The 12,857-nt window shown below is 58.6% G+C and carries 15 protein-coding genes; 12 read left to right on the top strand and 3 right to left on the bottom strand.

Going from position 1 to position 12,857, the window contains the following annotated elements; translation table 11 throughout:
• The first annotated feature begins 166 nt into the window (after positions 1-166).
• Both ACR0FE_RS03815 and ACR0FE_RS03810 read left to right on the top strand, forming a co-directional pair.
• Positions 167-1,153 carry a fatty acid desaturase gene (locus ACR0FE_RS03815; RefSeq protein ID WP_480911147.1) on the top strand — a complete coding sequence of 329 codons (987 nt, stop codon included), beginning with the start codon at positions 167-169 and terminating at the stop codon, positions 1,151-1,153.
• 91 nt (positions 1,154-1,244) lie between these two features.
• Positions 1,245-1,829 (top strand): helix-hairpin-helix domain-containing protein, encoded by a 585-nt coding sequence (locus ACR0FE_RS03810; protein WP_170805453.1) that lies wholly within the window; start codon positions 1,245-1,247, stop codon positions 1,827-1,829.
• 64 nt (positions 1,830-1,893) lie between these two features.
• Here the strand turns inward: ACR0FE_RS03810 and serS are convergent, their stop codons facing one another.
• Both serS and ACR0FE_RS03800 read right to left on the bottom strand, forming a co-directional pair.
• A complete protein-coding gene (gene serS, locus ACR0FE_RS03805) occupies positions 1,894-3,186 on the bottom strand; it encodes a serine--tRNA ligase (RefSeq protein ID WP_480911144.1) in 1,293 nt (430 codons plus the stop codon).
• Between the two features lie 85 nt (positions 3,187-3,271).
• Positions 3,272-4,933 carry a mechanosensitive ion channel family protein gene (locus tag ACR0FE_RS03800; RefSeq protein ID WP_480911141.1) on the bottom strand — a complete coding sequence of 554 codons (1,662 nt, stop codon included), beginning with the start codon at positions 4,931-4,933 and terminating at the stop codon, positions 3,272-3,274.
• A gap of 201 nt (positions 4,934-5,134) precedes the next feature.
• On the opposite strand from ACR0FE_RS03800, the gene yajC reads away from it, so the two are divergent.
• The 10 genes from yajC (at position 5,135) to ACR0FE_RS03750 (ending at position 12,126) form a co-directional block, all read left to right on the top strand.
• Positions 5,135-5,422 (top strand): preprotein translocase subunit YajC, encoded by a 288-nt coding sequence (gene yajC, locus ACR0FE_RS03795; RefSeq protein ID WP_170610183.1) that lies wholly within the window; start codon positions 5,135-5,137, stop codon positions 5,420-5,422.
• Between the two features lie 33 nt (positions 5,423-5,455).
• On the top strand, positions 5,456-7,117 hold the full coding sequence (secD, locus tag ACR0FE_RS03790) for a protein translocase subunit SecD (RefSeq protein ID WP_480911138.1): 1,662 nt from the start codon (positions 5,456-5,458) through the stop codon (positions 7,115-7,117).
• A 1-nt stretch (position 7,118) separates the two neighbouring features.
• Positions 7,119-8,087 (top strand): protein translocase subunit SecF, encoded by a 969-nt coding sequence (gene secF, locus ACR0FE_RS03785; RefSeq protein WP_170676372.1) that lies wholly within the window; start codon positions 7,119-7,121, stop codon positions 8,085-8,087.
• Entirely contained in the window at positions 8,080-8,826 is a 747-nt protein-coding gene (locus ACR0FE_RS03780) for a TSUP family transporter (protein WP_480911135.1), read from the top strand. The genes secF and ACR0FE_RS03780 overlap by 8 nt, the downstream gene beginning before the upstream one ends.
• A 9-nt stretch (positions 8,827-8,835) precedes the next feature.
• A complete protein-coding gene (locus tag ACR0FE_RS03775; protein WP_480911132.1) occupies positions 8,836-9,189 on the top strand; it encodes an Mth938-like domain-containing protein in 354 nt (117 codons plus the stop codon).
• 147 nt (positions 9,190-9,336) lie between these two features.
• Entirely contained in the window at positions 9,337-9,951 is a 615-nt protein-coding gene (ccmA, locus tag ACR0FE_RS03770; protein ID WP_170610193.1) for a heme ABC exporter ATP-binding protein CcmA, read from the top strand.
• On the top strand, positions 9,948-10,604 hold the full coding sequence (gene ccmB, locus ACR0FE_RS03765; RefSeq protein ID WP_170610195.1) for a heme exporter protein CcmB: 657 nt from the start codon (positions 9,948-9,950) through the stop codon (positions 10,602-10,604). Before ccmA ends, ccmB begins: the two co-directional genes overlap by 4 nt.
• 61 nt (positions 10,605-10,665) lie before the next feature.
• A complete protein-coding gene (locus ACR0FE_RS03760) occupies positions 10,666-11,439 on the top strand; it encodes a heme ABC transporter permease (RefSeq protein WP_170610197.1) in 774 nt (257 codons plus the stop codon).
• Complete coding sequence (gene ccmD / locus ACR0FE_RS03755) at positions 11,436-11,594, top strand: heme exporter protein CcmD (RefSeq protein ID WP_170610199.1); 159 nt, start codon at positions 11,436-11,438, stop codon at positions 11,592-11,594. Before ACR0FE_RS03760 ends, ccmD begins: the two co-directional genes overlap by 4 nt.
• A complete protein-coding gene (locus ACR0FE_RS03750) occupies positions 11,587-12,126 on the top strand; it encodes a DsbE family thiol:disulfide interchange protein (protein WP_170610201.1) in 540 nt (179 codons plus the stop codon). Before ccmD ends, ACR0FE_RS03750 begins: the two co-directional genes overlap by 8 nt.
• Before the next feature lie 25 nt (positions 12,127-12,151).
• Here the strand turns inward: ACR0FE_RS03750 and ACR0FE_RS03745 are convergent, their stop codons facing one another.
• Positions 12,152-12,853 (bottom strand): SDR family NAD(P)-dependent oxidoreductase, encoded by a 702-nt coding sequence (locus ACR0FE_RS03745; RefSeq protein WP_480908948.1) that lies wholly within the window; start codon positions 12,851-12,853, stop codon positions 12,152-12,154.
• Between the last annotated feature and the right edge of the window lie 4 nt (positions 12,854-12,857).

Genomic DNA, 12,857 nt, shown 5'->3' with positions numbered 1-12,857 from the left:
GACTTGAGCGGATTTCCCCGATCACTTGGACAATGTCTGAAAGAAAATGCTATCTATGCCCTTGTTGGAGCATAACAATTACCCGCGCCGGTCTTGCTTTGAGACTATTCGTGTATAATCTGACGATGAACGTTCACGCCGACCAAAAGAGGAAAGTGGGGCGGTTATGGATCTCAGGGAATATACCCGCCGATATGCGGTTCAGGACAATCGGCTTGCCAGCCTGAGCTATTTTGGGACTTTTGCGGTGTATTTCACATCGCTGGCTTTGGCGATCATCTTCGTGGACCGGTGGTATGTCATGGTCCCGGCCGGCATTGTTTTCGCATTTTCGGCAGTGCGCCTTTACGTGTTGCAGCACGATTGCGGTCATCATTCCCTGTTTGAGACGCGTCAACAGAACGAATGGGCGGGGCATGGCTTGTCACCCTTCACCTTTGCACCTTTCGAGGTGATGAAGCAGAACCACAATCTGCACCACGCCGGTATCGGCAATCTGGAACATCGTGAGACCGGTGAAATTCACACCATGACGCTGCGCGAATGGCAGCGCGCAGACTGGAAATCCCGTCTGTTCTACAGGCTTTATCGCAATCCGCTCATCCTCGTGCCGGTTGGTGCGCTGTTCACCTACTTCATTCGCTATCGCTGGCCCAAGAACACCGTGCGATTTGGGGCAGGTGGGGTGCTGTTGCACAATCTGTCGATCATCGTGTTTCTGGGTTTGCTTTATTATGTGGCCGGGACATCGGGGATTCTGGTCTGGTTGGTTTTTTCGTTGTTGGGCGGAATGCTGGGGGTGTTTCTTGTGTATCTTCAGCATAACTTTGAAGACACATACTGGGATCGCCGACCGGATCTGGACCCACAGGTTGCCGCTTTGCAGGGTTCTTCAGCGCTGGACTTCGGCTGGTGGTTCGACAATGCGGTCGCCTGCATCACGCTGCATGATATCCACCATTTCAACGCGCGCATCCCGTCCTATCGGCTGCGCGCCTGCCACTATAACCTGCCGCCTGAATTCACCCCGCGGCGGATCAAGTTTCGCGAGGCGGTGGCAGCACTGAACCTGAAGCTCTGGGATGAGGAAGCCAAACGCCTTGTTCCGTTCCCCAGGAAGGCCTCGACAGGCAATCTGGCTCATAGCGGCTAACATCATGCGGTGAGCCAAGCTATCAGGGGGTTGGGGGGATGTACATCCGACGTATATATGTATTCGAGCGACGAATTGGAAAGGACCAGTAATGACCGCAGTGACCAACATAAAAGGTGTGGGCCAAGCGCTTGCAAAATCGTTGAGCGACAATGGATTCAAAACTGCGGAAGCCATCGCCAAGGCAAACGCCGCTGATCTGGTCAAAATCCCGCGCATTGGTGCATCACGTGCGCAAACACTGATCGCAGCCGCCAAGGAAGCTGTTGCCAAGCCAACTGGGACCAAGCCGACGTCCCGGCGCGCACCGGCCCGAAAACCTGCGGCCCGCAAAACCGTAGCTGCGGCTGCCGCTGAAAAGCGGGCAAAAGAAGAGGCGCGCAAGGCGGCCGAAGAAAAAGCTGCGAAGGAACAGGCAGCAGCCAAAGCCCAGAAAAAGGCCAAAGCCAAGGCCAAAGCCGAAAAAGCCGCCAAGAAGCGGCGCGAGATGGAGGCGGCCTTTTCCGAGGCGAAAGATAAAGTGAAGGCCAAGTCCAAAAAGGCCAAACAGAAGGCCAAGTCCAAAAAGGACAAGGCGAAGAAAGACGTTGCCAAGAAGTCAGGCAAAGACGCCGCCAAGAAGTCCGGCAAAAAAGAGGGAAAAAAGAAGAAGGACAAAAAAAAGGCGAAGAAGTAGTCCCTCTCCGCCTCGACTTGTTTCGAAAACCGGCACCGTTTCAGACGGTTGCCGGTTCTTTGTTTCAGGCCAGCGTGCCGTCCGTCTGCAAAGTCAGCTTGCCGCCCAGATAGGGGGCCAGGACATCCGGAATGGTGACGGTTCCGTCTTCATTCTGACCGTTTTCCAGGACGGCAATCAGGCAGCGCCCAACCGCAAGACCCGAGCCGTTCAGGGTGTGAACATATTCCGGCTTGCCGCCGCCTTCGGGGCGGAAACGCGCGTTCATGCGGCGGGCCTGAAAGGCCCCTGTTGTCGAAACCGAACTGATCTCGCGGTATGCATCCTGCCCGGGCAGCCATGCCTCGATGTCGTAGGTCCGGCGCGCGCCGAAGCCCATGTCACCCGTGCACAGAACCACAGTGCGATAGGGGATGCCCAATTGCTCCAGCAAATCCTCGGCGCAGCGCAGCATGCGCTTTTGCTCGTCATCCGAGTTGTCGGGATGGGTGATCGAGACCATCTCGACTTTTTCGAACTGGTGCTGCCGCAGCATGCCTGCCGTGTCCTTTCCCGCGCTTCCGGCTTCGGACCGGAAACAGGCGGTGTGCGCGGTCATGCGGATGGGCAGGGCGCTTTCTTCCAGAATGTCACCGGCGACGGAATAGGTCAGCGTAACCTCGGATGTCGGAATAAGCCACCAGCCATTGGTGGTCTGATAGCTGTCCTCGCCGAATTTAGGCAGTTTGTCGGTGCCATACATCGCCTCGTCCCGCACCAAAACGGGCGTCTGCATTTCCGTCAGGCCATTCTTGTCGATATGCGTGTCCAGCATGAACTGCGCCAGTGCGCGATGAATGCGGGCGACGCCTTTCGACAGGTTCACGAACCGGCTGCCGCTGGTTTTGGCGGCGGTTTCAAAGTCCATCGCCGCGGCAACGGAAGGGATTTCGTAGTGCTCATTGGGTTCGAATGCGAAATTACGCGGAGCACCCCAGCGATTGACCTCGACATTTTCGTTTTCATCCGCGCCTTGCGGCACGTCGTCGGCAGGGACGTTGGCAATGCGCGCCAACTGGTCGGTCAGCAGGGCGTCCAGATCCTTGGCTTCGGTCTGCATCCGGGCGATCTCGGCTTTTTTCTCGGCCACCAGTGCGCGCAGACGCTCGAACTCGGTTTCGTCGCCGCGCGCCTTGGCGGCGCCGACTTCTTTGCTGGCCTTGTTCTGCTCGGCCTGAGCGGTCTCGGCGGCAAGTATCTTGGCGCGGCGGCTTTCATCCAGCCTGAGCAGGTCCGACGACACCGGCGCGTCCCCACGGCGCGCAAGGGCGGCGTCGAAGGCGGCTGGGTTTTCGCGAATGGCGCGGATGTCGTGCATTGTTCAGATCCTTGAATACGTGAATCACTGGAACCGCTTATGCACTATCTCGCGGGGAGGGTGTAGCCGGGACAAGACGCCCGGACTATTTCTCTTCCTCTTCGGTGACTTCATGCGCCAGATGGCCGTCCCAAGCCTCGGCAGGGATCTTGGGTTCGGGTGGATCGGCCATATAAGAGGGCGTCATGATCTGAACACTGTTTTCGTTGAAAACGGCCACGATATTGCGATGCAGATCCGAGCGGATTTTCGGGATTATGCTGCCGCGTGTGGTGTACCCGTTGATCTGGTAGTTGATCGCGTAATCGGCCAGCGCGGTCCACAGCACAAAGGGGACGGGCTTGGACTTGATCCCTTTGGTACGGTTGGCCGCCTCGATCAGCATCGCCTCGACCTTTTCGGGCGGCTCTTCATAACCGATGCCGACAGTGGTGTGCAACAACAGGCCGCTGCCATCTGTTTGCTTGGAAAAGTTCACCACATCCGAGTTCATCAGCTGCGCGTTTGGGATCGAGATCAGCTCGTTCTTGATGGACTTCAGATGCGTCTCCATCAACTTGATCTGCACCACGTCACCGATATGGTCACCAATCTGAATGCGATCCCCGATCGAAGTTGAACGGCGATAAATCACAAACAGGCCAGCAAGCATGTTCGACACGACCGAGTTCGCACCCAGCGACAGCATGGCGCCGACCAGAATGGTCAGCCCCTGAAACGCGGCCGAATCCGAGCCCGGAATGTAGGGCACGGCAAAGACCAGCGCGATCAGGATCACGATGACACGGGCAATATTGAATGTCGGATTCACCCAGTGCTTTTCGAAATCGCCCATTTCGAAGGACCCGGCCTCGACCGCATCAAAGAACACCCTCATGCCGCGGATTACGTAGACGGTGATCCAGGCGATCAGGCCCAGCATGATCAGGTTCGGGATATAGCTGAGGATGCCCTTGAAGATCAGCAGGACAGGTTCCGTCAGATAAGTCAGCAGCAGTTGCGCGAAATACCGGGTTTCGGCAAAAGCCAGAAGGACAAAGGACAGGTAGTAGTAAAAGCCCAGAAAGAAGATGACCAGCAGGATGAAATTCAGGCCGTATCGGATCAGGGCTGCAATCGCTTCGGCTTGAACGCTTTTGGCGGTCGCTGTTTCGACGTCCTTGAGATAGCGCTTGACCAGCTTCAGGGTGCGTCGCCGGATGCGCCGGTGAAGCCACATGATAATGATGACAAACAATGCAAAGCCGACAGTCCAGGCTAATGCCTCGATCGCGCCTGACACGCGCGCCTGGTCCGTCCGGTTCGCACGGTAGTCGACAATCGCCTCTTCTATCGCGTCGCCATGCAGAAGGCTGAGAACGTCCAGTTCCATCTGGTCCAGTTCCGCATCGGCGACGGTAACGATCGAAACTCTGACGCCATCAGCGAAAATGCGTGTACCGAGATCGGTTTTTTCGAAAGTAATGTCGACATCGGGGTCTTCCGAAGATTCGGCGACTTCGACAATAATCTTCTGGACCTGCTCGGCCCGTTCCGATGCCGGCAATGCGCTGGAGCCGCGCAGGAAGAACAGTGTTTCGCCATCGACGACCACCGGGGCCTTGAAAACATCCGTTTCATCGGTCTCTGGGGCCAGAATTTCGGGGGGTGCTTCCTGTGTGTGTCCGGCAGTGCACATGGCAAAAGCCAGCAGGGCTGCGATCAGCAAAACTTTTAATGCTTGCAGGTGTTTATATAGCTGATTCATTGTGACCCCCACGGCCTGACTATACCCCGCCCGACCGTCGTTCCTAGGGTATATCTGCAACGCTTGGAAACATCTTTCGACACGGTGACACAATCAGGACGGGTTACACCGCCGCCTTTGCTTGCAAACGGACACCTCAAAGCATAGGTTCCCGCCAAATTTGCGGAGCTTGTCCGCGATCCAAAGTAAAAGGAATGTCCCATGGAAGGTGGCGCAATCGCCCAGTTTCTCCCGCTGATCCTGATTTTCGCGATCATGTATTTCCTGCTGATCCGTCCGCAGCAGAAGAAGATGAAGGAACATCAGGCGATGGTCGACGCCGTGCGCCGGGGCGATCAGGTCGTCACCCAGGGCGGGATGATCGGCAAAGTATCCAAGGTCAAGGAAGGCGAAAACGAGATCGAGGTTGAAATCGCTGAAGGCGTCAAGGTGCGTGTGGTCAAATCGACCATTGCACAGGTTCTGAACAAGACCGAGCCTGCGAAATAACTTCGCGCGACAATCCCTTGAAAAGGCAGGGTAATGCTGCACATTGATACCTGGAAGCGGGTTCTGATTTGGTCGGTCTGTGTGATCGGTCTGCTCATGGCCCTGCCGAATGCGTTCTATACGCGTGTCGAGCAATCGAACGACGCCAAAACCGCCATTGAACTTGGCATTGATACTCCGGAAATGCAGGCCGAGGCCGCCCAGTGGCCAAACTGGCTGCCGTCTTCTCTGGTCAACCTGGGCCTCGATTTGCGCGGTGGCGCGCATCTCTTGGCCGAAGTCCAGACCAGCGATGTATACGAAGCCCGAATGGAGGCGATGTGGCCGGAAATTCGCGACGCCCTGCGCGATGAACGCGGGACGGTTGGGACCATCCGCAAGCAGCCATCGGCACCGGATGAGATTCGCGTACGGATCAGCCAACCCGAAGGCATGTCTCGCGGGCTGGAAGTTGTACGTGGTCTTGCGCGTCAGGTGCAGACGCTGACCGGTGTTGGGGCGAACGACATCGAAGCGCGCGCCGACGGTGACATGATCGTCGTGCAATTGTCCGAAGCCGAGAAACTGGCTTCGGATGACCGGACCGTGCGTCAGGCGCTGGAAATCATCCGTCGCCGTATCGATGAGGTCGGAACACGCGAACCCACCATTCAGCGTCAGGGTACGGACCGTATTCTGATTCAGGTCCCGGGCGTCGGCAGCGCAGGTGAGTTGAAAGAGATCATCGGAACGACCGCGCAACTGACCTTTAATCCGGTTGTGGGCCGTGGGACCGACCCGGATGCCGTACCGGGTATCGGTGAAAAAGTCGTGCCCTCGCTGGACGAAAGCGAAGTTTTCTACACCATCGAATCCGCTCCGGTCGTGACCGGTGAAGAACTGGTGGATGCGCAACCGTCCTTCGACCAGAACGGCCGCCCCGCAGTCAACTTCCGGTTCAACACTTCGGGCGCGCGCAAGTTCGGCGATTATACCCTCGATAACATCGGCGCACCGTTCGCGATTGTGCTGGATGATGAGGTGATTTCGGCCCCCGTGATCCAATCCCACATTCCGGGCGGGTCCGGTATAATCACCGGCAATTTCACAGTAGAAGAAAGCACCAACCTGGCTGTGCTGCTGCGCGCCGGTGCCCTGCCTGCGGGGCTTGAGTTCCTTGAAGAACGTACCATCGGTCCCGAACTGGGGCAGGACAGCATCGATGCGGGGAAGGTGGCCACCACGGTGGCCTTTGCCGCAGTGCTGGTCTTCATGGCGCTCAGCTATGGCCTGTTCGGAGTGTTCGCCAATATCGCGCTGATCATAAACGTTGGACTGCTGTTCGGCCTTCTTTCGGTGATCGGTGCAACGCTGACCCTGCCGGGTATTGCGGGCATCGTGCTGACGGTTGGCATGGCAGTCGACGCCAACGTGCTGATTTTTGAGCGCATACGCGAGGAACTGAAATCCGCCAGAGGGCCCTCACGTGCCATTGAACTGGGCTACGAAAAGGCGCTGTCGGCCATTCTGGACGCCAACGTCACTACATTTATCACTGCGACGATCCTGTTCGCCATGGGCAGCGGTCCGGTGCGCGGCTTTGCCATCACTCTGGGTCTGGGCATTCTGACCTCGGTCTTCACCGCGATCTTCGTGACGCGCCTGATGATCGTCATCTGGTTCGAACGCCGCCGTCCCAAAACGATCGAGGTTTGATATGCGACTTAGACTTGTTCCCAAGGAAACCTCGTTCGACTTCTTCAGCCGCTGGAAAGTCTGGCTGGGCATTTCGGCTTTGCTGATGATCGTGGGCTTCGCCTCGTTCCTGATCCAGGGTCTGAACTTTGGTATCGACTTTCGCGGCGGCACCACGATTCGGACGCAAAGCGCGCAGGAAATTGATGTGGGCACCTATCGCGATGCCATCGCGCCGCTCGAACTGGGTGACGTGACCATCACCGAGATTTTCGATCCGACTTTCGGCGAAGACGAAAACGTCGCAATGATCCGCATTCAGGCGCAAGCCGATGCCGAAGCCGTTTCCGCTGCAACCGTGACAGCAGTGGAAGGGGCGTTGCAAGCTGCGGTGCCGGATATTCAGTTCGTCTCGGTCGAATCCGTTGGTCCAAAAGTGTCCGGCGAGCTGATCCAGACTGCGGTTATCGCTGTGGCTTTGGCCATCGCTGCGGTGCTTGTCTACATCTGGCTGCGGTTCGAATGGCAGTTTGCCCTGGGTGCAGTGGCCGCGCTGGTACATGACGTGATCCTGACCATCGGTATCTTTTCAGAGCTGCAGATCCGCTTCGATCTGGCCATCATCGCGGCGCTGCTGACCATTGTCGGCTACTCTCTGAACGACACAGTGGTTGTGTTCGACCGGGTGCGCGAGAACCTGCGCAAGTACAAGAAGAAGGACCTCAAAGAGGTTCTGAATCTTTCGATCAACGAAACACTCAGCCGGACGGTGATGACCTCGGTCACCACTCTGCTGGCGCTGATTTCGTTGTATGTACTGGGCGGGGACGTGATCCGCGGCTTTGTCTTTGCGATGATCTGGGGCGTGATCGTGGGCACCTATTCCTCGGTCTTCGTGGCATCGACCATCCTGCTGTGGCTGGGGGTCAAGCGCGACTGGTCCAAGCCGTCAAACACCGCAGGTAACCAGTTCGCAAACATCGATGCCTGAGCTTTCGGGCCAGTCCCCGGCGGGGCTGGCCATCGTTTTGTTCGCGGCTTTTCTGGGCGGTGTCGTGCGCGGTTTTTCCGGGTTCGGCACCGCTCTGATCTTTCTTCCTCTGTCCGCGCCAATTCTGGGCCCGTTCGGTGCGCTGATTGCCCTGACAGTCATGGATATTTTCGGTCCGGTTCCGAATCTACGCCGGGCCTGGGTCGCCGTCGATCGGTCGGATCTTCTGCGGCTGGTCCTTGGATGTGCGGTGACGTTGCCGATCGGGTTGTGGCTACTGACGCAGGTGGAACCCGTGGTGTTCCGGTACGTGGTCAGCCTGATCTCACTGTTCATGCTCGCCGTCCTTGTCTCGGGGCTGCGCTATCGGGGGCGCGTGCGCCGCGCCATGGTTGCGGGGATCGGAGCAGCCGCTGGTTTCCTTGGTGGTGTCGCAGGGTTGCCGGGTCCCGCCGTCATTCTGTTCTACATGTCGCGTCCGCTGCCGATTGAAGTTGTTCGGGCCACAATTCTGTTGTTCCTCTTTGCCTTTGATTTCCTGTTGCTTGGCATATTGACTGGAATGGGCCGGGTCACCCTGGCGTCGATCGGGCTGGGTCTGGCGCTGGCCGTTCCGAACCTGGCTGGAAACTGGCTGGGAGGGTGGCTTTTCCGGCCCGAGCGCGAGAGGATCTACCGTGCAAGCGCCTATCTGGCGATTGCCATTGCGGCCTTGTCGGGCTTGCCGCTTTGGGGATAAACACGGGCCATGCGCTTGAACGAGATAACATACAACAGCTCTGCACCGGTTGACGGCTACGGTCCCGGCTTCTTCCGCATCGGCGGGCAGGTCTACGAAGGGTCTGTTCTAACCGGTCCGACCGGCACCGCCGGTTGGGGCGGCTACGATGATCAGGACGCTTTGCTGGAGTTGTCCGACGATGTCGATGTGGTCTTCATCGGCACCGGCGCTGAACTGTCTCACATCCCGGCTGGCTTGCGTGTCGCATTGGAGGACGCAGGGCTTGGGGTCGAGATCATGAACTCACCAGCGGCCTGCCGTACCTATAACGTGCTGCTGTCCGAAGGCCGGCGCGTGGCGCTGGCCCTGATCCCCGTTTGACCGGATCCGCTCTTCATCTGGCCAAAAATATCCCGGGGAGCGCGAGGGGCCGGCCCCTCGCTCCGCCTCTTTCCAGAAACGCAAAGACTGTTCTCCTGCGGCAAATCCCGCCTTTTGCGTCTGGCAGCAATAAGATAAGCGGAACTCATGACACTGACCGTTAGCGATCTTGCCGTCACCCGGGGCGGTATCCCTGTTCTCGAAGGACTGAGCTTTGTGCTGGAACCCGGCCGCGCACTGATCCTGCGCGGCCCCAACGGGATTGGAAAAACAACCCTGCTGCGAACGCTGGCCGGGTTGCAGCCGCCCTTGGCTGGCCGGATCGAAGGGGCTGAAGACCGGATCGCCTATGCCGCGCATTCGGATGGGTTGAAACCCACCCTGTCAGTGACAGAAAACCTGACTTTCTGGGCTTCGGTTTTTGGCACACCGGACATTCAGCCCGCGCTGGACGCCTTTGACCTGAATGATCTGGCAGACCGCCACGCAGGCAACCTGTCCGCAGGTCAGAAACGTCGTCTGGGTCTGGCCCGAATGCTGGTCACCGGACGCCCGATCTGGATGTTGGACGAACCCACCGTGTCTCTGGATCGCAATGCCGTGCAGATGTTCGCCGATGCGGTGCGGGCACATCTGGGGCAGGGTGGTTCGGCCCTGATCGCCACCCATATCGACCTAGGGCTTGACGGAGAGGTTCTGGATGTCGGTCCCAACAAGGCCAAACCAAAACCCATCGACGATTTTGACGGAGGTTTCCTGTGATCGCCCTGTTATTGCGCGACTTGAAGCTGGCCTTCCGTGCGGGCGGGGGCTTTGGTCTGGGTCTGGCCTTTTTTCTGATAGTCACCGTTCTGGTGCCGTTTTCCGTAGGGCCGCAATCCTCGCTGCTGTCGACGATCGCGCCAGGCGTCCTGTGGCTAGGGGCGCTGTTGGCGTGCCTCTTGTCGCTGGATCGTCTTCTGGCACTGGATTGGGAGGACGGATCACTGGACCTTCTGGCCACCGCGCCACTGCCGCTCGAGGCTGTCGTGACGATCAAGGCGCTGGCCCATTGGCTGACCACCGGCTTGCCGTTGGTCCTGGCCGCGCCGTTTCTGGGCGTGTTGCTGAACCTGCCTGCGCCGGGGTTTTTCTGGTTGGTCATCTCGCTTCTGATCGGCACCCCGGCGATGAGCGTCATCGGCACGTTTGGCGCGGCGCTGACCGTGGGGCTCAAACGTGGCGGACTGCTGCTGTCACTGCTGGTTCTTCCGCTTTATGTGCCGACGCTGATTTTCGGTGCCGAAGTCGCCCGACGCGGCGCGACGGGGATGGAAACACAAACGCCCCTGTTGATGCTGGCCGGGATCACGGCGGCAACCATAGCCCTGCTGCCCTTTGCCAGTGCTGCCGTGCTGCGGATCAATCTGCGGTGAACCGCCACAACTTTGACTGATGTCAATTGAGAACAGACCCGAGTCGGACTAGATAGAGCCCATGTCGATTGCAGCCAAAGCCAACGCCCTCTGGGAATATGCCAACCCGCGCAAGTTTCTTGCCACCAGTGAACGTGTGCTGCCGTTCTTCTGGTTCACCTCGACGGTTTGCATTGTCGTCGGCCTGATCTGGGGGTTTTTCTTTACCCCTGACGACTACAAACAGGGCTCGACCGTCAAGATCATCTATCTGCATGTGCCCGCCGCTTTGATGGCGATCAATTGCTGGCTGATGATGCTGGCGACATCGCTGGTCTGGCTGGTGCGGCGCCATCATGTCAGCGCGCTGGCTGCGCGGGCTGCGGCACCGGTCGGAATAGTCATGACACTGATCGCACTGGCAACCGGCGCGATCTGGGGGCAGCCGATGTGGGGAACATGGTGGGCCTGGGATCCGCGCCTGACCTCGTTCCTGATCCTGTTCCTGTTCTATCTGGGCTATGTCGCGCTGTGGGAGGCGATTGAGGACCCTGATACAGCGGCCGACCTGACATCGGTGTTGTGTCTGGTGGGGTCGGTCTTTGCGATCCTCAGCCGCTATGCGGTGAATTTCTGGAATCAGGGTCTGCATCAGGGTGCATCGGTGATGCGCGCTGCAGCTGTGACCGGGGCGGATACCGAAGAGAAGGTCAGCAACATCTATTTCTACCCGCTGCTTTTGTGCATCGTTGGCTTTGTCCTTCTGTTCATCGCGCTGGTGCTGTATCGCGCCGGCACGGAAATCCGGGCGCGCCGGATCAAGGCGCTGCTGGCACGGGAAAGGGTGGGCGGATGATCCCCGATCTTGGTAAATATGCGGATACGGTTTTGTCGGCCTATGCGGCCTCGATTGTCCTTTTGGTTGCGCTGGTCGTGTTCAGCGTGCTGCGCGGACGCAAGGTGCGCGCCGAAATGGAAAAAATCGAACAGAGGATGACGCGCAATGGCTAAGATCTCGCCACTTATGATCGCGCCGCCGCTGATCTTTGGCGCGTTTGCCGTTTTGGCGGGAATCGGGATGTTCCGCGACGACCCCAATGCATTGCCCTCGGCCCGGGAAGGCCAGACCGCGCCGCCCGTCGTCATGACCGAGTTCCCCGGCAAATCCGGCTTCGACGATGCCACCCTGCGCGACGGAGAGGTCAAGCTGGTCAACTACTGGGCCAGCTGGTGCGCCCCGTGCCGGGCCGAACACCCGAATCTGGAGGCTCTGGCGCAGGAAGGCATTCCGATCTACGGCATCAATTACAAAGACCCGTTGGGTAATGCCGAAGCTTTTCTGACCGAACTGGGCGATCCCTACGCTGGGATCGGACGGGATGAGCAGGGGCGTATGGGGTTGGACTGGGGCGTCTACGGCGTACCTGAGACCTATGTGATTGACGGCGAGGGCACCATCATTCTGCGCCATGCCGGGCCAATCACCCAGCGTGTCATCGCAAGCACGATCCGCCCTGCACTGGAGAAGGCGGCAGTGCAATAGGCTGGTAAGCTTGGGCCGACTGCATTCAAAGGCGATACCCGCCTGAGACCGTCAGAACCTCTCCGGTTATGAAGGATGCCGCGTCGGAACACAGAAATCGCACGGCCCCGGCAATATCGCTTGGGGTTCCGGCGCGTCCCAGCGCGGTGTCCTTGACGAATAACTCGGTCAGGTCATCCGGACGTGGTGCCTCGGGGATGTTGATCGCACCCGGCGCGACCGCATTGACGCGAACTCCGGCCGGCCCAAGCTCTTTCGCCATGGCGCGGGTCCAGAGGTTCAGCGCCGCTTTGCTGGCCCCATAGGTGACCGCGTCACGTGGTGGTAGTACCGAATTGACCGAAGATATGCTGACGACGGCCGCCCCCGGATGAAGGTGCGGCAGGGCCGCTGCCAGCAATGCGGCCGGAACCAGAAGGTTCAGATCCAGGATCGCCCGATGGTCTTCCGCTTCAAAATGCTCTTTCGGAGTTGAGGCAACCAGACCGGCGTTGTTCACGATCACATCCAACTGGCCAAAATGATCCAGAACTTGTGCTATGACAGCTTCTGGCTGCTCCTTTTGCGTCAGGTCAGACCGTATTGACAGCAGGTTGTGGTTCGCTTTCAACTGCGTCGGCTCAGTGGAGCGCCATGTGAATGCGACCCGGTGATCTTTTTCCAGTTCCTCGACAATCGCCCGCCCAATTCCCCGTGCGCCGCCCGTAACCAATGCCACTTTTTTCATCTGC

The sequence above is a fragment of the Ruegeria sp. K7 genome, from assembly GCF_056531785.1.
This window is presented reverse-complemented; position numbering and strand designations above follow the sequence as displayed.

Coding starts and splice junctions, on each gene's coding strand:
- ACR0FE_RS03745 (WP_480908948.1), bottom strand. CDS start 12,853: ATGAAAAAAGTGGCATTGGTTACGGGCGGCGCACGGGGAATTGGGCGG.
- ACR0FE_RS03815 (WP_480911147.1), top strand. CDS start 167: ATGGATCTCAGGGAATATACCCGCCGATATGCGGTTCAGGACAATCGG.
- yajC (WP_170610183.1), top strand. CDS start 5,135: ATGGAAGGTGGCGCAATCGCCCAGTTTCTCCCGCTGATCCTGATTTTC.
- ACR0FE_RS03750 (WP_170610201.1), top strand. CDS start 11,587: ATGGCTAAGATCTCGCCACTTATGATCGCGCCGCCGCTGATCTTTGGC.
- ccmD (WP_170610199.1), top strand. CDS start 11,436: ATGATCCCCGATCTTGGTAAATATGCGGATACGGTTTTGTCGGCCTAT.
- secF (WP_170676372.1), top strand. CDS start 7,119: ATGCGACTTAGACTTGTTCCCAAGGAAACCTCGTTCGACTTCTTCAGC.
- ACR0FE_RS03800 (WP_480911141.1), bottom strand. CDS start 4,933: ATGAATCAGCTATATAAACACCTGCAAGCATTAAAAGTTTTGCTGATC.
- secD (WP_480911138.1), top strand. CDS start 5,456: ATGCTGCACATTGATACCTGGAAGCGGGTTCTGATTTGGTCGGTCTGT.
- ccmA (WP_170610193.1), top strand. CDS start 9,337: ATGACACTGACCGTTAGCGATCTTGCCGTCACCCGGGGCGGTATCCCT.
- ACR0FE_RS03775 (WP_480911132.1), top strand. CDS start 8,836: ATGCGCTTGAACGAGATAACATACAACAGCTCTGCACCGGTTGACGGC.
- serS (WP_480911144.1), bottom strand. CDS start 3,186: ATGCACGACATCCGCGCCATTCGCGAAAACCCAGCCGCCTTCGACGCC.
- ACR0FE_RS03760 (WP_170610197.1), top strand. CDS start 10,666: ATGTCGATTGCAGCCAAAGCCAACGCCCTCTGGGAATATGCCAACCCG.
- ACR0FE_RS03780 (WP_480911135.1), top strand. CDS start 8,080: ATGCCTGAGCTTTCGGGCCAGTCCCCGGCGGGGCTGGCCATCGTTTTG.
- ACR0FE_RS03810 (WP_170805453.1), top strand. CDS start 1,245: ATGACCGCAGTGACCAACATAAAAGGTGTGGGCCAAGCGCTTGCAAAA.